At 54.0% G+C, this 18461-nt stretch carries 15 protein-coding genes and 2 riboswitches; of the genes, 5 read left to right on the top strand and 10 right to left on the bottom strand.

All coding sequences use genetic code 11. From position 1 onward, the window contains the following. Positions 1 to 15: 15 nt before the first annotated feature. From ACR9FF_RS29215 to ACR9FF_RS29205, 3 genes are read right to left on the bottom strand one after another with little or no spacing between them, the layout of a single operon-like run. Positions 16 to 1023 carry a FecCD family ABC transporter permease gene (locus ACR9FF_RS29215; RefSeq protein WP_435167527.1) on the bottom strand — a complete coding sequence of 336 codons (1008 nt, stop codon included), beginning with the start codon at positions 1021 to 1023 and terminating at the stop codon, positions 16 to 18. Next, positions 1020 to 2033: a FecCD family ABC transporter permease gene (locus ACR9FF_RS29210; protein ID WP_435167524.1), complete on the bottom strand. Its 1014-nt coding sequence runs from the start codon at positions 2031 to 2033 to the stop codon at positions 1020 to 1022. Before ACR9FF_RS29210 ends, ACR9FF_RS29215 begins: the two co-directional genes overlap by 4 nt. Positions 2034 to 2037: 4 nt before the next feature. After that, entirely contained in the window at positions 2038 to 3015 is a 978-nt protein-coding gene (locus tag ACR9FF_RS29205) for an iron-hydroxamate ABC transporter substrate-binding protein (protein WP_435167521.1), read from the bottom strand. 224 nt (positions 3016 to 3239) lie between these two features. Between ACR9FF_RS29205 and ACR9FF_RS29200 the strand changes: the two genes are divergently transcribed. Then, positions 3240 to 4292, top strand: a complete 1053-nt coding sequence (locus tag ACR9FF_RS29200; RefSeq protein WP_435167518.1) for an NAD(P)/FAD-dependent oxidoreductase — start codon at positions 3240 to 3242, stop codon at positions 4290 to 4292. Between the two features lie 112 nt (positions 4293 to 4404). Beyond that, positions 4405 to 5094, top strand: coding sequence for an NAD-dependent epimerase/dehydratase family protein (locus ACR9FF_RS29195; protein ID WP_127496445.1), 690 nt, complete (start codon positions 4405 to 4407; stop codon positions 5092 to 5094). Here ACR9FF_RS29195 and ACR9FF_RS29190 read toward each other — a convergent pair. The 6 genes from ACR9FF_RS29190 to ACR9FF_RS29165 all read right to left on the bottom strand — a co-directional run bounded on the left by ACR9FF_RS29190 (position 5066) and on the right by ACR9FF_RS29165 (position 12496). Continuing rightward, positions 5066 to 7393: a histidine kinase gene (locus ACR9FF_RS29190; protein ID WP_435167515.1), complete on the bottom strand. Its 2328-nt coding sequence runs from the start codon at positions 7391 to 7393 to the stop codon at positions 5066 to 5068. The two genes, ACR9FF_RS29195 and ACR9FF_RS29190, sit on opposite strands and share 29 nt — an antisense overlap. 75 nt (positions 7394 to 7468) lie before the next feature. Next, positions 7469 to 8071: a potassium-transporting ATPase subunit KdpC gene (kdpC, locus tag ACR9FF_RS29185; protein ID WP_435167512.1), complete on the bottom strand. Its 603-nt coding sequence runs from the start codon at positions 8069 to 8071 to the stop codon at positions 7469 to 7471. A gap of 24 nt (positions 8072 to 8095) precedes the next feature. Beyond that, positions 8096 to 10105 carry a potassium-transporting ATPase subunit KdpB gene (gene kdpB, locus ACR9FF_RS29180; protein WP_435172242.1) on the bottom strand — a complete coding sequence of 670 codons (2010 nt, stop codon included), beginning with the start codon at positions 10103 to 10105 and terminating at the stop codon, positions 8096 to 8098. A 45-nt stretch (positions 10106 to 10150) separates the two neighbouring features. Continuing rightward, a complete protein-coding gene (gene kdpA, locus ACR9FF_RS29175; RefSeq protein WP_435167509.1) occupies positions 10151 to 11830 on the bottom strand; it encodes a potassium-transporting ATPase subunit KdpA in 1680 nt (559 codons plus the stop codon). Between the two features lie 27 nt (positions 11831 to 11857). Next, positions 11858 to 11935 carry a K(+)-transporting ATPase subunit F gene (gene kdpF, locus ACR9FF_RS29170; RefSeq protein ID WP_201003172.1) on the bottom strand — a complete coding sequence of 26 codons (78 nt, stop codon included), beginning with the start codon at positions 11933 to 11935 and terminating at the stop codon, positions 11858 to 11860. Between the two features lie 141 nt (positions 11936 to 12076). Further along, positions 12077 to 12496, bottom strand: coding sequence for a hypothetical protein (locus ACR9FF_RS29165; RefSeq protein WP_248756599.1), 420 nt, complete (start codon positions 12494 to 12496; stop codon positions 12077 to 12079). Positions 12497 to 12617: 121 nt separating this feature from the next. After that, positions 12618 to 12803, bottom strand: a riboswitch (cyclic di-AMP (ydaO/yuaA leader). A 109-nt stretch (positions 12804 to 12912) separates the two neighbouring features. Beyond that, positions 12913 to 13108, bottom strand: a riboswitch (cyclic di-AMP (ydaO/yuaA leader). A gap of 346 nt (positions 13109 to 13454) precedes the next feature. On the opposite strand from ACR9FF_RS29165, the gene rlmN reads away from it, so the two are divergent. Beyond that, the gene (gene rlmN / locus ACR9FF_RS29160) at positions 13455 to 14525 is read left to right on the top strand and encodes a 23S rRNA (adenine(2503)-C(2))-methyltransferase RlmN (protein ID WP_127496439.1); all 1071 of its coding nucleotides are present in this window, start codon (positions 13455 to 13457) and stop codon (positions 14523 to 14525) included. Between the two features lie 29 nt (positions 14526 to 14554). Here the strand turns inward: rlmN and ACR9FF_RS29155 are convergent, their stop codons facing one another. Continuing rightward, positions 14555 to 15205: a lysoplasmalogenase gene (locus tag ACR9FF_RS29155; RefSeq protein ID WP_307719642.1), complete on the bottom strand. Its 651-nt coding sequence runs from the start codon at positions 15203 to 15205 to the stop codon at positions 14555 to 14557. A 93-nt stretch (positions 15206 to 15298) separates the two neighbouring features. Between ACR9FF_RS29155 and ACR9FF_RS29150 the strand changes: the two genes are divergently transcribed. Next, positions 15299 to 16693: an aldehyde dehydrogenase gene (locus ACR9FF_RS29150; RefSeq protein WP_435167505.1), complete on the top strand. Its 1395-nt coding sequence runs from the start codon at positions 15299 to 15301 to the stop codon at positions 16691 to 16693. 159 nt (positions 16694 to 16852) lie between these two features. Beyond that, positions 16853 to 18406 (top strand): DHA2 family efflux MFS transporter permease subunit, encoded by a 1554-nt coding sequence (locus ACR9FF_RS29145; protein ID WP_435167502.1) that lies wholly within the window; start codon positions 16853 to 16855, stop codon positions 18404 to 18406. Positions 18407 to 18461: the final 55 nt, after the last annotated feature.

Raw genomic sequence — 18461 nt, 5'->3', positions numbered from 1 at the left:
TAAGGGGGCCTTTGTTCATTTCTTGAGCAGCAGGAACAGAAAATACGGCGCGCCGATCAGCGATACCACGATACCGGCAGGCAATCCGCCCGCGATGTCGATTTGACGGCCAATCGTATCGGCCAGAACAAGCAGCCAGCCGCCAAACAAAATGGAGATCGGAATAAACAATTGATTTCGCGGACCTACCAGAGCCTTCGCGATATGCGGAGCAAGCAGGCCGATGAAGGCGATCCCGCCCGTGACGGATACGGCGGAGGCCGCAAGCGCAACCGCAGAGAAGAGCAGCACAAGGCGCTCTCTGGTCAGCGAGATGCCAACCCCAACCGCGACGGGTTCGTTTAACGTCAGAATGTTAAGGCGGTTTGCCTTGTAGAGCGTAAACGGAATAAAGATGGCGAGCCATGGCCACATGGCATTAATAAAGACCCAATCCGTTCCCCAAATGCCGCCTGCGATCCACTTGGCGATAAAATCCACCTTCTGGCGGTCAGCCGAGGAGATGAGCACGATCATGACGCCGCTAAGCGCCATTTGGAAGCCGATGCCCGTCAGCACCATGCTGACCTGCTGGATGCCGACATGCTTTTTCCAAGAGAAAAGAGCTATAAGGACCGCGGTTGCCAGACCGCCGATAAAGGCGACAACCGGCAGGGCATACACGAAGGGACCGGCCTCCGTCGGGAAGAACAGGAAGAAGACCGTGATGGCAACGCCAGCCCCCGAGTTGATGCCAACAATGCCAGGATCGGCCAGGTCGTTGCGGGATACCCCTTGCAGAATGGAGCCGGACAAGGCAAGCGCCATGCCGGCGAGCAAAGTAATGATGACGCGCGGCATTCGTATGTCGAACAGAATAAAGTTTTCTTTTTTCGTGCCATCCCCCAAAAGTACCGGAAGCAGCCTTTTAAAGGTTAAGGTGGAGTAGCCGAGACTAAGGCTTACAATGACGGTCGCCACGATAAGCAGAAGCAGGACCCCGAGAATAATGCGTTGTTTTCGAACCATATGCGATAAAATCATTTCAGCGCTTTGCCTCCTCTTCTAACGATGATGAGGAAGAAAGGCAGGCCCACAACCGCAATAACAGCCGCCACCGGTGTTTCGTACGGCGCATTGATGGTCCGGCCGATCAAATCCGCGAGGAGCATAAAGGAAGCACCCGCAAAAACGGACATCGGAATGGAATAACGATAATCCTGGCCGACAATAGCCCGCACGATATGCGGAATCATCAGGCCGAGGAAAGCCAGGTTGCCGACAAGCGCAACGGAAGCGCCAGCGAGCAGAATCGTAACGGTGAACAGAATACCTTTGATCAGACCGGTTTTTTGCCCAAGGCTGGTCGCTACGTCTTCGCTAAGACTAAGGATGGTAAGCTGCTTCGACATGGCAATGGCTATAAGAATGCCGGCTACGATGACCGGAACAATCGTCTGAAGCTGCCCCCAGGACGTTCCGATCAGACCGCCGGAGGTCCACATATTGACATCCTTGGACACCTTGAAGGTGAGGCCGATGCCTTCGGCAACGGCGTACAGAAACGTGGAAACAGCCGCTCCCGCCAGTACGATCCGAATAGGGGAGAAGCCGCCTCGCTTCGCCGCGCCGATTCCGATGACAAGGATGGAGCCAAGGGCCGCGCCGATAAAGCAGGCAATCATAATGCCGAAATAATTGATTTGAGGGAACAGCGCAACCGTTGCCGCAAGAGCGGCATTCGCTCCGGCCGATAAGCCGAGAAGCCCCGGGTCGGCTAAAGCATTCCGGGTCACGCCTTGCATAATGGCGCCGGATACGGCTAGCGCCGCACCGACAAAGATTGCCGCAATCTCGCGAGGCAGTCTGATTTCGCGCAAAAGCGTCACCTTTTCACTAGTATCGTGAGGTGACGTCAGAGCGAGCCATGTATCATGGACCGTGGTGTCGGCAGCGCCGAACACCATGGCCAAGAAGAAGATTGCAACAAAGAAAACGATCCCTGCAAAAAGTTTAAACGTAAAAGGAATGGGGCGTCTCGTTTCCTGCGTCATCGGCTTAGTTCCCCAGGAACTGCTCTTTGAAGAAGTTCAGCTGATAATCAAGGGTAAGCGCATCGTTGAAGTAGAAGCCTTTGGCATCCGCCGTAAAGACGTGGCCGTTCTTGACTGCCGGAATGTTCTTGTACGTATCGGTGTTCGTGAACGAGCTTGCCGTTTCTTTCGTCTGGCTGAAGATCAGATAATCGCCGACGTATTCAGGCAGAACCTCGAGGGAGAGCGAATACCAGCCGTCTTTCATAGCCATTTCTTTTACCTTCTCCTGCATTTTCAGGCCCATCGCCTGATATAGAATCTCTGTGCCGCGGCCCCAAGCATCGCCGAATACGTACAGATCCTTGTCGAAGTTCTCGATGACCGTAACGGTAGCGTCCTCGCCAATCTTCGCTTTAATCTCGTTGCCGATTTGAGCTGCGCGGGCTTTGAAGTCTTCCACCCAAGCCGTTGCTTCTTTCTCCTTGTTGAGCGCTTTGCCGACTTCAATGAACTGCGTCAGATAGTCGACTTTATTGTAAGTGAAGATAACCGTTGGAGCGATTTGCTTCAATTTATCCACGTTTTTTGTCGTGTCGAGGCCGATAATCAGATCCGGATCAAGCTCGAGAATTTTCTCGGGATCCTCTTCGGATACAACGGGAACATCCTTCAGCTTGTCTGCGAAATTCGGGTTATCCTTCGACCAAGAGTCAACGCCTGCAAGGGGAACGCCAAGCTGTAGGACATCGCCTACGAAAGAGGACAGAACAACGACGCGCTGCGGGTTAGCAGGCACTTCCATAGGACCGCTCTCCGATTGGAACGTAATCGTGCCTGTTGCTTCAGTTGCCGCGTCCGCAGACGGAGACGCGTTTGCCGCCCCGGCGTTGTTTGTTGCTGCCGTGTTCCCTGGTTCGGCATTATGGCCAGAGTTGTTGTTGCCGCATGCGCTCAGAATAATAACGAAGAGCATCATGAGGGAGATAAGTGCTTTTTTCATGGGTGTGTGAACTCCTTTATATTGGAATGGAATACATAAGCAACGAAGCGATATACTCAATGTAACACTCACTTAATGATAATGATTATCACTATTAGTGCCATTTACTAAATTATAGGGATTCGATCCAATTGTCAACCGCTTATTGAAAATTATTCTCAAAAGCTTTATACTGTTGATAATGATAATCAATTACGACGGTGCTTTTCCGAGGAGGAACGTTCATGACGCAAGAAGAGTTGTATGACGTAACGGTAATCGGGGGCGGTCCTGCGGGGCTTTACTCGACTTTTTATAGCGGTCTTAGAGAATTGAAGACAAAGCTGATCGAATTCCAGCCGTTTCTGGGCGGCAAGGTTCATGTGTATCCGGAGAAAATGATCTGGGACATTGGAGGCTTAACGCCAACGCCAGGCGCGCAGCTGATCGAGCAACTGGTGAAACAGGGGCTGACCTTCGATCCTAAGGTTGTCCTAAATGAGAAGGTCGAATCCATTACCAAGAACGAAGACAATATCTTTGAGCTCCATGGCTCATCGGGACGCATCCATTATTCGAAGACCGTTATCGTTGCGGTTGGCGGCGGCATTCTGAATCCGACCAAGCTTGCGATTGAAGGCGCGGAGAAGTTTGAGGTAACCAACCTTCACTATACCGTTAAGTCATTGAAGAGATTCAAAGACAAGAACGTCGTGATCTCCGGCGGCGGCAATTCGGCCGTGGACTGGGCGATGGAGCTCCTGCCATTCGCGAAGAAGATCTATATTACTTATCGCAAAGAGGCTTTGTCCGGGCATGAAGCGAATGTAACGACGCTGCTGAACAGCCCGAAAGTCGAATGCTTGTTCCATACCGAAATTACGAAGCTGCTGGCAAATTCCGGCGATGAGCTTGTTGAACACGTGGAACTGACGAACGGCAAGTCCGGCGAAGTATCCCGTCTGTCGATTGACGAGGTGGTCATTAATCACGGTTACGACCGGGATTCCTCGCTGCTCGAGAACAGCAAGCTGAATATCGAGATGGTCGACAATTGGTATGTGAAGGGCAATCCAAGCGGCGAAACCTCCGTACCGGGCATGTTTGCGGCAGGGGATATCCTGATGCATGACGGCAAGCTGCATCTTATTGCAGGCTGTTTCCAGGATGCGGCGAATGCGGTAAACAGAGCGAAATCCTACATTCAACCGGAAGCCAATAAGTACGGAATGGTCTCCTCCCATAATGAATTATTCAAAGAACGGAACCGCGAGCTTGTGAAGCAAATGATGGTCTAATACAAGGCAAGGACGGAGCAGCCCGATAGCTGCTCCGTCCTTTTTTTTGTACCTGTTTATTGCCTATGCCATAATGGTTGTAGTGATTGCAAATAAGGGAGAGATGCGAGAGATGGAAGAGAAGCCGGCGAAACCAAAAATTAAAGCGATTGTGACCGGAGCGACGGGCATGGTGGGAGAAGGCGTTCTGATGGAGTGCCTGCTTCACCCCGATGTTGAGCAGGTACTTGTCATTACCCGGCGACCTTGCGGCGTTGCGCACCCGAAGCTGAAGGAAATCATCCATAAGGACTTTCATGATTTGACCCCGATCCAAGACGAGCTAAAAGGCTACAATGCCTGCTATTTCTGCCTTGGCGTCTCCTCCATCGGCATGTCGGAGGCCGACTATACCCGTGTGACTTACGATCTCACGATGCATGTCGCACGTCTGCTCTCCAGCCTGAACCCGGATATGGTGTTCTGTTACGTAACGGGCGGCGGGACGGACAGTACGGAGCAGGGCAAAAGCATGTGGGCGAGAGTGAAGGGAAGAACCGAGAATCACCTGCTGCAGCTGCCGTTCCGCCGGGCCTTTATGTTCCGTCCGGGCTATATGCACCCAAGCAAAGGACAGGTAAGGGTTCCGAAGTGGGCAAAAGCGTTAACCTGGCTGTACCCGATTCTAAGGCCGCTCTTCCCTAACCATCTCATTACGCTGCGTCAGGTGGGCCTCGCCATGATTCAGACCTCATATACCGATTACGACCGCCATATTCTTGATCCGAAGGATATTATTGCTCTTGCGAAGGAAGGCAGCTGACCACCATCACGTCCATGTTCCGGCCGCCCTGCAGCAGCTTCTTCATAATGGATGGCCGGAACAGCCGCGCAAGCCAGCCCTTTTTCTCCTGGGCAACGATTAGCTGCGTGGATTTTCGCGCGTTGGCATGGGTAAGCAGAAAAGCCGGAATATCGCGCGTCTGCTTCATCTCTTTTCGGTTAAACGCACCTCCAAGCTGCTCCGTTAATTGCCGCAGCTCCTCCAAGCGGCGTTCTGTCGCGGCACGATCCGCTTGGCCGTTATCCACGGCCATGACATGCCATTCCGCTTTTAGCCGGTAGGCGATGCGGAAGCCCCTGCGGATCAGCCGCTCACCGTGGGCAAGATCGGTTATGGCTACGAAAATAACCTCCTGTCTCCGCCAGGGACCGCGCAACGCGCCCGTTCTCTCCCACGACTCCAGCCGTTCATCCACGTCATCGGCGATTTCGCGTAAAGCCAGCTCCCGAAGGGCAATCAGATTGCCCAATTGAAAAAACGCGCCAAGCGACTCCTCGACCTTGTTCATCGGATAGATCTTTCCCTGCCGCATCCGCTCCTGCAGCGCTTTGGGCGATACGTCAATCAGCTCAACCTCATCCGCCAGCCGAAGCATACGGTCCGGGATTGTCTCTCTTACCCTAACGCCTGTAATTTGCTCAACCGCATCATTTAAGCTCTCGAGATGCTGGACGTTTACGGTTGAAATAACCGAAATGCCGGCATCCAGAATGGCAAGGACATCTTCGAACCGCTTCTTGTACTCGCTTCCCGGCACATTCGTATGGGCCAGCTCGTCAATAAGCACAACCTCCGGGAAACGCTCCAGAATTGCGGGAACATCCATTTCCGCAAGCTGCGTTCCTTTGTAAGGGATAGTGGCTTTAGGGATCATCTCAAGATCGCCGATCTGCTCCAAGGTTTCCTTGCGTCCATGCGTCTCGAGGAGCCCAATGACAACATCAATGCCTTTGCGGAGAAGGACATTTCCTTCCCTCAGCATCGTGTAGGTTTTGCCGACGCCTGGCGCGGCCCCGATATAGACCTTGAAGGTGCCCCTCTTGAGCCGCTCCGTGGTTTGCTGTTGCTGGGTGGGGCTGAGTCTTTTATAAACGGGCTCCGGCGTAGTTCGATGTCTGGCCGGCAGGATACGCTCGCCTTCCGCTTCGGTGCGGTCCGCAACGAAAAAGACGTCGATATGGCGCGCATAGCGCAAAATGCCGTTTACAACCGAGCCGTGAAGCAGCTCCTGCAGCGGCGTATGCTTTGAATGGCCGAGCACGATGCGGGTCACGCCGTGATCCATCGCGTATCTCGCCATCTGCTCGGACAGATGGCGCCGGTGCAGATGGGGAACGGCAAGCTCTTCAAAGCCTGCCCCAATCTTCTGGGTAAGCTTGATAATGGACCGCTTGAACGCGGCTGCTTCCTTCGTCATTGCTTTCTCCGCTTTGACGAAGGATACGACAAGGAGCTCCCCGTTCAGCCTTCTGGCAACCTGCTGGCCCCTCCGGATATGGATCGAGCCGTTCCAGTGATATTGGGCGGCAACCAGGATCCGCTCGGCTGCGCCGGACGGACCTACCAGGCCTTGCTGTCTCCGGTGATCTTCAAGCGAATCGTTCACATCCTCCGCCATCAGCCGCAGCGCTAACTCTCTCAGCTTGCCGAGATTGCCCCTAAGCAGCAAATGGGGGGAGCTTGCGTTGCGCAAATGCCCCTCATTCAAGCGGGTTAGAATCGTTTCCGGCGATACGTCGATTAATCGGACTTCATCGGCCAGCTCCAGAATATCGTCGGGAACGGTATGCTCGGCCTCGATGCCGGTCAACTGAAAGGCCAGGTCCGATACGCCGTTCAGCTCGTACACGTTAAGCGTTGTAATCACGCTGATGCCGCATTCCAGCAAATGACGAATATCTTCAAGGCGAGTGGGAAGCAGACTATCCGGCCGGTTTCGGTGAGCAAGGCCGTCCACGAGCACAACCTCGGGATTGCGCGCTTTAATAGCCGTCATATCAAGATCTTTGCGCTCTATCCCGTCCTTTTGCCAATGAATGCTCGGGATTCGTTCCAGCTCGGCAAGCTGCTCCATCGTCTCCGGCCGCTGCATCGTGGAGACGGCGCAGGTGACTACGTCGATGCCTTGCTTCCGAAGCTGCTGGCCTTCTCGCAGCATATGATACGTTTTGCCGGCCCCGCTGACGGCACCGATATAAATTTTGAGCCGTCCGTGATGCAGCTTCGTTATGGCCTTCAGAAGCTCTTCGGGTGTTTTGCGGCGATAGCTGTCGTTCATGTTCGGTCATTCCTCCTCTCCGTAAACCTCGGGAAAGCCCCGTCTGCGCCACTTGCGGGCAGGCGGGGCTTAACCTTACTTGCGGAGCTGGCTTAATTCGATGTTCAGCTCCAGTACATTCACGCGGGGATCGCCAAAGACGCCAAGATCCCGTCCGTTGGTATGCTTTTTCACCAGCTCTTTCAGCGTGTCCGCCGATAGACCGGTCAGCTTGCTGATGCGGGGGATTTGGACTTCTGCCGATGCCGGCGTAATATGCGGGTCAAGACCCGAGCCGGAGTTGGTAATCAGCGCAAGGGGAAGCTGGCTGACCGGGACGTCGGGATTGGCAGCCTGCCAGGCGGCAATCGAATCTTTGGTCCGCTGAAGCATGTCGGGATTCGAAGGCGCGTAGTTGTTGGAGCCGGATGCTTCCGCTTTATAGTCGATGCTGGATACCCGTCCTTGAAAATAAGCAGGGTCGGTGAAGCTTTGCCCGATCAAGGAGGAGCCGATAATCCGGCCGTTCGAATCCTTGATCGTGCTGCCGTTCGCCTGATGGGGAAAGAGCAGCTGTGCAAGGCCCGTTGACACGAGCGGGTAAATAATGCCGCATAGCAGAATAAACGCGATACTGGCTCTTAGGGCAATCATAAAGAGAGAGCCGTTTGATCCCGATGAAGATGTGGAGTTCGTCATGATTATCTCATCCTTTCAGATCGGTTAGATCCATACATGAACAAGCAGGTCGATCAGCTTAATGCCGATAAACGGAGCAAGGACGCCGCCAAGTCCGTAGATCAGCAGGTTTTTGCTTAACAGCTTCGACGCGCTCATCGGTTTGTACTGCACCCCGCGCATAGCGAGCGGAATGAGCAGCGGAATGATGATCGCGTTAAAAATAAGCGCGGACAGAATCGCCGAAGAGGGCGAACCCAGCTTCATAATGTTCAGGGCGTCCATCTGAGGGATCGCGATCATAAACATAGCCGGAATAATAGCGAAATATTTGGCGATATCGTTCGCGATGCTAAAGGTCGTCAGCGCGCCGCGCGTCATCAGGAGCTGCTTGCCGATGGCAACCACCTCGATAATTTTGGACGGGTCGGAATCCAGGTCGATCATATTGGCCGCTTCCTTCGCGGCAACGGTACCGCTGTTCATGGCAAGGCCAACGTCGGCCTGGGCAAGGGCCGGAGCGTCATTCGTCCCGTCGCCCGTCATGGCAACGAGGCTGCCTGCCGCCTGCTCGCGGCGGATCAGCGCTATTTTATCCTCGGGCTTGCTCTCCGCCACAAAATCGTCAACCCCGGCTTCGCGGGCAATCGTTGCCGCAGTCAACGGGTTATCGCCGGTACACATGATCGTCTTGATCCCCATGCGGCGCAGCTGCTCGAATCTCTCCTGCATGCCCGGCTTCACGGTATCCTTCAAATAAATAATCCCATAAATGCGGCTATCAACCGCTACGGCGAGCGGCGTACCGCCAAGCACGGCAACTCCTTCGCCGGTAGCGTCGAGGTCGGAAGGCACGGTGCCGCCTTGGGAAGCTACCCATTTCTTCACGGCATCGACGGCGCCTTTCCGTACTTTGCGTCCGTCCGGAAGATCCAGACCGCTCATCCGGGTCTCGGCCGTAAACGCAATGACCTGCGCATTCTCGGCAAGCTGGGCCTGATAGCTCAGCTGTTTGGTCTTCATCAGCTCCAGCACGGAACGGCCCTCCGGCGTTTCGTCCTTGGCCGAGCTGACCGCCGCCCACTCGCCAAGCTCCTGAACGGTTACGCCTTTGACGGGCAGGAAGTCACTGGCCATCCGGTTGCCGTACGTGATGGTACCGGTCTTATCCAGAATCATCGTATTAATGTCGCCTGCTGCTTCTACCGCTTTACCGGACATGGCCAGCACGTTAAACTGCGTCACGCGGTCCATGCCGGCGATCCCGATTGCCGACAGCAGACCGCCGATGGTAGTCGGGATAAGACAGACCAGCAGGGCGATAAGCACCGGAATATCGAGCTCTACGCCAACGTATTTGGCGATTGGAGCAAGGGTAACCACAACGATCAGGAAGATCAGCGTCAGACTGGTAAGCAGCGTGTTCAGCGCCAGCTCGTTAGGCGTCTTTTGGCGTTTCGCGCCTTCAACTAGAGAGATCATGCGGTCGATAAACGATTCGCCGGGATCGCTCATAATCCGGACCTTGATACGGTCGCTGACAACGCGGGTGCCGCCCGTTACCGAGCTGAAGTCGCCGCCGGCTTCCTTGATCACCGGAGCGGATTCACCCGTGATTGCCGACTCATCGACAGAGGCAAGACCTTCGATAATCTCGCCGTCACCCGGAATCATCTCTCCTTCGGAGACAACGACGATGTCGCCTTTGCGAAGCTCGGTTGACGACACCTGCTTTGTTGTGGAGCCCGTTACTTTGTTTGCCGTAATATCCTTTTTGCTCTTCTTGAGCGAATCCGCCTGGGCTTTGCCGCGTCCTTCGGCCAGCGCTTCCGCGAAGTTGGCGAACAGGACGGTGAACAGCAGAATCAGAAAGACGGTCAGATTGAATCCGGTCCGGCCCTCCGTTCCGAAGTAGCCGGGGAAGATCGTCATCAGCAGCACGACCAGCGTACCGACCTCCACGACAAACATGACGGGATTTCGCATCATGGTCAGCGGATTTAATTTCAGAAAGCTGTCCTTCACCGCGCGACTGATAATCGCCGAGGTCAGCATAGATTTACGTTGTGTGGTCACGGTTATTCACCTCATCCTTATCCGTTAGCGAATCGTTAAATGCTCTGCAATAGGTCCAAGTACAACGGCAGGCAGGAACGTAAGCGCGCCAACTATAACGACGGTTCCTACTAGAATGCCGCCAAACAGCACGTTGTCCGTCCGGAATGTGCCGATCGTCTCCGGTACGGTATTTTTGCGGACCAGGGATCCGGCAACAGCCAGCATGGCAATCATCGATACATACCGTCCAAGCAGCATGACAAGGCCGGTCGTCATGTTCCAGAACGGCGTATTGTCGGCAAGACCTTCAAAGCCGGAGCCGTTATTCGAAGCCGAAGAAGTGTATTCATAGAGCACCTGCGAGATGCCGTGAAAGCCCGGATTCGTAATGGCACCTTGGCCAAGATCCGTCAGGAAAGCAATGGCGGTTGGCGCCAAGATGATAAACGGGTGGACGAGAATCGCGATCGCGATCAGCTTCATTTCCTTCGGTTCGATTTTCCGTCCGAGAAACTCCGGTGTCCGACCGACCATTAGTCCCGCGATAAAGACGGCAAGAATCGCGTACATCAACATATTGACGAGACCAACGCCTTTGCCGCCAAACACGACGTTAAGCATCATCTCCGCCAGCGGAACAAGACCGCCGATCGGAGTCAGCGTATCATGCATGTTGTTGACCGAACCGGTAGTAGCCGCCGTCGTCACCGCCGTAAAGAGGGAGGACTGGGCAATGCCGAACCGGACTTCCTTGCCTTCCATGCTGCCTTGCGAGGCGTCTGCGCCAAGGTTGTTCAGTACCGGGTTGCCGTGCAGCTCAGCCGTGTAGACCGTCGCGAGAAATACCAGGAACAGCGACATCATGGCGCCAAACACAACCCAGCCTTGCTTGCGGTTGCCGGCGAAACGGCCGTATACATAAGGAAGACAAGCAGGCAGCGCCCACATGGACAAAATCTCGATCACGTTCGTCAGCGGGCTTGGATTCTCGAAAGGATGCGCCGAGTTAGCTCCCATAAAGCCGCCGCCGTTAGTACCCAGATGCTTGATCGATTCCAGCGAAGCAACCGGCCCGATGGCGATGCTTTGCGTTGCTCCTTCCAGCGTTGTTGCCGTTACGTTAGGCTGCAGCGTCTGCGGCACGTGAAGAGCCACGAGAACCAGCGTAATAAGCGTTGCGAGCGGCAGGAAAATCCGCGTGTGGGATTTCACGAAATCGGTAAAGAAATTGCCGATTGTGCTGCCTCTGCTCGTTAAGCCGCGGATAAAAGCAATCGCAACCGAGAAGCCGGTAGCCGCCGAGGTGAACATCATCATCATGATGACGGCCATCTGCGAGAAATAGGACAGCCCCGTTTCGCCGCTGTAATGCTGCAGGTTCGTATTCGTAATAAAGCTGATGACGGTATTGAACGACAGCGTTTCTTCCATAGCGCCGATGCCGTTGGGATTGCCCGGAAGGCTGCCCTGCAGCCGCAGAATCAGATAACTGAGCGCGACGAGCACGATATTCGTAAGAAGGAAGCTTAACGCGTACTTTTTCCAAGTCATGCCGTCACGCGATTTCAGCCCGATGACTTTATAGATGAACCGTTCTATGCCGCCGAATAAACGGTCGGTCCGGTTCGGTTGATCCGAGTACACGTGGTACACGTAGGTTCCGAGCGGTTTGACGAGCAGTACGAGCACGCCAATCACGATAATGAGCTGTAAAATATCCATTGTGGCCTCCCAGCGATCGATAAGGTTTTAAAATTTCTCCGGATTGATCAAGGCGTAAATCAAGTAAAGAAAAAGAAACAGGGCAAGCACTAACGTGACGATCATCGCTTATCCTCCTCTTGAATAGCCCGGTCGCACCATTGCATAAAGCCGGCGAAAAGTATGAATATCGCTGCCAGAAGCAGCACCATATAGATATCCTGCATAGCAAATTCCTCCTAAAAGAATGGCGAATAACTTTCGACCTTACCGATTATCTTGGCTCGCCATGAGGTCGTTTATGATTAAAAAAGAAGTATCCGCATGGCTGGAATGAATGACGTAATTGGCGCCCATCCCTTTATAGATCAGACGGGGATTCGCGCTGTCCGTAACGACGCAGATCGATTTGGATGTCCAGCTGCGGCAGATCTGGATATAACGGCAGCACAGGTTCAAGCTTCTTTCGAATAAAAAGATCCGTCCGACGGGGAGCTCCGGAACACGCCAGGTGGCTTCATCGGTTGTATTAATGACGATGATCGTGGATACGCCAAGCTCCAGCATCCGCTCGTATTCGGTCTTGTTGTTTACGATGGCGGCAAACGGGATATGCCGGCGCAGCAGCTGTTTAATGAAATCCTCGCCCTGCACGTTGGGTGCGGAGACGAGTATATAATCGTCCATGGTTTACGCTCCTCTTTTCGTTAGAGGAATCAACGACAAACAAAAAAGCCGCGGAAGAGGGACTCTTCACGCGGCTTATAAGCGCAGCAGAAAATAAACCGCGCCTATATTCACGATCATCGTTGCCTCTCTTGGTACGCTGACGAAGTTAGCTGACGGATTCGGGCGTAAGAGTCGCCCTACGCCGATGCCGCGCGTCCCGCGCTGCTTCGGCGATTCACCCCGTGGACAAGCTGGCTGTATGGAACAGCCGCCCGTCCGATTGGTTCCCCCGTTCCCCGAGAAGGGGATTAAGCGATAAAGACAGTTGATTAAAAATGGCATGAGAAAAAGCCGCAGAGGAAAGATCCCCGCGGCCTTTAAAGGTCACAAGATCACATCATCCTCTCTACTTGGAAAATGCCCTGCCTAATGGGCAGTCGCATTTTCATCGCTTACGAGGTTAGCTGACGGATTCGGACGGTGAGAGTCGCCCTACCGGGTTCGGCCGCGCGCAGCCTTTTCCCGGATTCACCCCGGATAAGCATGCCGCGCCGGCTCTCACACCGTTGCCATGCCGCTTATCGATTGGTTCCCCCGTTTCCCTTAACGGAAACTCAGCGATTGTTACATTTGCTGAATCGTATATTACGCCTGACGGCCGAAGTTGTAAATGAACCGTAGAGGCGGCATATTGTCTAATTCTGACAAGGAGTTTGGTTAGAGCGTTTACATTTGGAGGGAACTCTACCATGCTCCTTCTTGGACCTTATATCTCCCGAATGCTGCAATTCGTTGTGAAACTTAGGTATATGCCAAGCCTAAATTGGTTTATCCGGGTTGCCAGATAAGAGGGAGGAATGGGCGTATTCTGGAACGATTGGACTTTTTCGCCCCTTGTTTTCGTCAGCTAATTTTGGGACAATAGGAGCAGTATGCGGTTTTGTTTTGGCCGCGTTTCACGAAAAGAGGAAAAACGATGAGTACACCATCCATATACGGATTTACATTAGATCAATTAACGGCTTGGCTTGGCGAGCGCGGGCATAAAAAATTCCGGGCGACGCAGGTGTGGGAATACTTGTACCGGAAGCGGGTAACGAGCTTTGCGGATATGACGGATGTTCATCCGGACTGCGTGAAGCTGCTGGAGGAGAACTTTGCGATCCAGACGCTGGTCGAGCATACGAAGCAGGTGTCGAAGGACGGTACCGTCAAGCTGCTGCTTAAATTGGATGACGGCAACCTGATCGAGACGGTAATGATGCGCCATAAGTTCGGATTGTCGGTCTGCGTAACCACGCAGGTGGGCTGCAACATCGGCTGCAGCTTCTGCGCCAGCGGCCTGCTGAAGAAGAGCAGGGATCTGACAAGCGGCGAGATTGTCGAGCAGATTATGAAGATTCAGCTCCATCTTGACGAAGCGGGCCAAGGCGAGAAGGTCAGCCATATCGTTGTCATGGGCATTGGCGAGCCGTTCGATAACTTTATTCACCTGAACGACTTCCTTACTACGGTCAAGGATCATAAAGGTCTGGCTATCGGACCGCGCCATATTACGGTATCGACAAGCGGTCTCGCGGACAAAATCAGGGAGTTTGCCGACAAGGATCAAGGGGTTAACCTCGCCGTATCGCTGCATGCGCCTAATAATGAGCTGCGGACGCGGATTATGAAGATCAACCGCGCGATTCCGATCGAGAAGCTGATGGATGCGATCGATTATTATCTGGAGCGGACGAACCGCCGCATTACGCTGGAATATATTTTGCTCAAGGACGTCAACGACCAGCCGGAGCATGCGCTTGAGCTTGCCGAGCTGGTGGGCGACCGCCGCCGCTCCCTCGTGAACGTGAACCTGATTCCTTACAATCCGGTTGACGAGCATAGCCAATACCAGCGCAGCGAGAACGATTCCATTAAGGGCTTCTACGATACGCTCAAAAAACAAGACGTCAGCGTCAGCGTCCGCCTCGAGCATGGCGCCGACATCGACGCGGCTTGCGGCCAGCTGCGCAGCAAGCAAATGAACAAGGAAAAAGCCGGATAACAACCGGGCCGTCATAATCAAAGCCATGATCAGAGGATCATGGCTTTTTGCTTAGGAGCGGTGCGGCTCCGGTATCCGATGCAGGTGGCGATGCAGAATTGGGCGGCATAATAAGTGGTCATAATGAGCACGTCTGACCCGGCAATATCCGAAATAAACTTATTCCAGGCGAGAATGGAGTCGGAAGCCATAAAGAGCAGGGCTCCCGCAATCGCCCATGCGTTGCCGGACATCATAGCCGACCAGCCCATCAGCGAAATAGCCGTTACATAGACAAGAACGGGGATTTTCAGAGCGTCGTCCCCCGATTTCGCAAGCGCATCAAGCAGCTCGTAGCCCATATACACGGCATACGCGCCGATCGGAACAATAGTGACGAGCCGCCAGAAGGAAAATCGCCATTGCCCGAAAAATCCGCTTAAATAAAACAAATGGCCGATCAAAAAGGCGGACAGTCCCACAACGAAGTTACCCAGGGTAACATCGCCAACCACGCTGAAGACAAGACCGGCCAGCAGGATCCATTGAAACCGTTTACCGTTTGGAGCGGACTGCAAGTAAGCATAAGCGATGATCAGAAGCATTGGAATCGCTTTGAAAATTAGCTTGACGGCATGCGGTTCAGCAGGAATGATAAAAATGTAAAGCAAGCCTGTAAGCAGAATAAGGGCAGGCAGCATTTTGTTCAATCGTCATCGCTCCTTTTTCCTAACTATAGCATACAATTTCATTTTGCAAGTCCGGATTTATATCGAAAAAAGGCGGGGTATCGCATGAATATGAACTTGAACTCGAACACGAATACAGCTCAAGCGTTGCTTGAGAAGCAGCGACATTATTACGGAACGGGGGCAACCCGGAGTCTCGAATTCCGGCAGGCTCAGCTGGCCAAGCTGCGCCAGGCCGTCACGGAACGCGAGGATGCGATTATGCAGGCGCTTCGGCTTGACCTGAACCGGAGCGAGCAGGAGTCCTATATGCTCGAGATTGGACTTGTCCTGAAGGAAATCTCTTTTGTGCAGAAGCGGCTGAAGCGGTGGATGAAGCCCGCCAAGGTCAAAACGGCGCTTACCCACATGGGCAGCAAGGGGTATATCGTGCCGGAACCGCTTGGCACCGCGCTTATTATCGCTCCGTGGAACTATCCGTTCCAGCTTGCGATGGCGCCGCTTGTCGGAGCTATAGCGGCGGGCAATACCGCAGTCCTGAAGCCCTCGGAGCTGTCTCCGGCCGTATCGGAGGTCATGTCTTCGCTTGTTCAGGATACGTTTGACCCTTCTTACATAGCCGTTATGGAAGGCGGAGTTGAAGTAAGCAAAGAGCTGCTGGACCTGCCGTTCGATAAAATTTTCTTCACGGGCAGCGTGAACGTCGGCAAGCAGGTCATGGCGGCGGCAGCCAAGCATTTGACGCCGGTTACGCTGGAGCTTGGGGGAAAAAGCCCGGCTATCGTGCATCATGACGCCAATCTCAAGCTGGCCGCTAGACGTCTTGCCTTCGGCAAATTCATTAACGCCGGGCAGACCTGCATCGCGCCCGATTACGCGCTCGTGCATCACAGCGTGCTGGAGGAGTTCCTGCGGCAGCTCCGCAAGTCGGTAACGAAGTTCTATGGCCAGAATCCGCTTGAGCATAAGGATTACGGCAAAATCATTTCGGAGAGGCATTTCCGGCGGCTTGCAGGTTTCCTTCGCGATGGGGAGGTTGTCATGGGCGGAGGGGCAGACGAAATGGCGCTCCGGATCGAGCCTACCGTATTAACCCGCGTGGACTGGAATATGCCGGTCATGCAGGAGGAGATTTTCGGCCCGATTCTGCCGGTCTTGGTCTATGACGAGCTGCAGGAGGCGATTGATCAGATCAATGCGCGTCCGAAGCCGCTTGCTCTCTACCTGTTCAGCGAGAACGCGGCTATTCAGAAGCGGGTGACCGAAGCGGTGCCGTTTGGCGGCGGATGCATCAACGATACGCTTATGCATCTGGCGACGCCGTATTTGCCGTTTGGCGGAGTGGGCGAGAGCGGTATCGGGGCCTATCATGGCGAATACAGCTTCAAGACCTTTTCCCATATGAAAAGCGTCCTGAAGCAAACGACCCGATTCGATTTCGCCTTCCGTTATCCGTCGGCCAAGGGCGGCCTGTCGATCATCAAAAGACTGATGAAATAGCGGAATTAAGCTGAAAACGGTTTATCTATTTTTTACCAAAAAATCGATTGACTTCGCCTATTTTGCTCAGTAACATGGGATTGCACACTACCATTACAGACTGCCGTTGTCCTTCTCAACCTTGGCGTAATGGGATATTCCATGTAGGAGGTTATACGGATGGAACAACGGTTAACGGATAACCCGCAGGAGCAGGAATTCAGCATGAAAAGCATTCTGCTTCCGCTTGTCGCGATTATTCTCGGTTGTTTTATGGTTATTCTCGATACAACGGCGATGAACGTCGCTTTATCGAAGCTCGTGGAGGATTTCCATACGCAGCTTCCCACTCTGCAGTGGACCGTAACGGGGTATATGCTGGCGCAGGCCGCCGTCATTCCGCTTGCGGGCTGGCTGTCCGACCGTTTCGGCGCCAAGACGGTTTTTCTGACTTCGGTTATTCTCTTTACGATTGGCTCGCTCCTATGCGCGCTGCCGAACGACCCGCAGACGTTGATTATGTTCCGAGTTATCCAAGGGCTTGGCGGCGGGTTCGTGCTGCCGGTTGCGATGGCTTACGTTTACCGGCTGAGTCCGCCGAATAAGGTGGGGCAGGTCATGGGCATGCTTGGCGTGCCGATCCTTCTGGCGCCGGCGATTGGCCCTATTCTCTCGGGCTGGCTGGTCGAATACCATTCCTGGCGCTGGATCTTCCTAATCAATCTGCCGGTAGGGATTATCAGCGTATTGTTTGGGCTATGGAGTCTGCCGAAGCTGGCAACCAAGAAGCTTGCCGGCTTGGATATTCCGGGCATGATTCTGGGGCCGCTCGCTTTCGCCGCTTTATCCTATGGCGTTAACCAGGGCGCCGAAAGCTGGACCTCGGACAAAACGCTCACCGGCCTTATCGTTGGCGGCATCGCGTTAATCGTCTTTATTTTCGTAGAGCTGCGCGCGAAGCATCCGCTGCTGGATCTTCGGGTGTTCCGCTCGGTTGATTTCTCGTTCGGCATAGTGGTGCAGTGGATTGTCCAGTTCTCGCTGTTTGGCGCGATTTTCCTGCTGCCGCAGTTTCTTCAGCAGGGCCGCGGCTACGGGGCCTTTGATACCGGCCTTACCTTGTTCCCGCAAGCGCTGGCTTCAGCCTGCATGATGCCGATCGGCGGGTATTTATTCGACCGGATCGGGGTCCGCTGGCTGGTGGTTATCGGGCTCAGCCTTGTTTCCGGAGCAATCTTCCAATACTCGAATCTCGACATTCATACGGGAAGAGAGGATCTGCTGCTGCCGCTTATCATGGCCGGTTCGGGAATGGGGCTTATGATGATGCCGCTTAATTCCCATCTGATCAACAAGACGCCTCGAGAGCTGGTTAGCCGGGTTACTTCGCTTACGAGCGCGATGCAGCAGGTAATCAGCTCGCTGGCGGTAGCGCTGCTCGTCACGATTCTGACGAAGCGGATTGCAAAGCTTATGGTTGAAGCGAACGTGCCGCCCGAAGCGCTGGCGAATCAGACCGCGGGAAGCGGCGCCGCGCAGGCGAGTCCGGAGCAGCTGCAGCAGCTCCTCGCCTTGGCGGTCGATGCGTTTGACTACACCTTCGGCATTATGGTGTTTGTGGCTATAACCGGAGCCTTGCTGGGGCTTCTGCTGCGCAGAGGCAAGAAAAATTCCGGAGAGAGCGCGCAGGCCGACCAGCCGGAAGCGGCTCTCGAAGGGCTTCATATGGGATAATGGAAATCAATTAACCGAGAATAGGGTCAGTTTCATTAGCCAACGCTAGTGGAAC

The sequence above is a fragment of the Paenibacillus glycanilyticus genome (assembly GCF_051200795.1).
Classification (GTDB): Bacteria; Bacillota; Bacilli; order Paenibacillales; family Paenibacillaceae; genus Pristimantibacillus; species Pristimantibacillus glycanilyticus.
The sequence above is the reverse complement of the archived record's forward strand: the minus strand, read 5'-3'. Positions and strand labels throughout refer to the sequence as shown.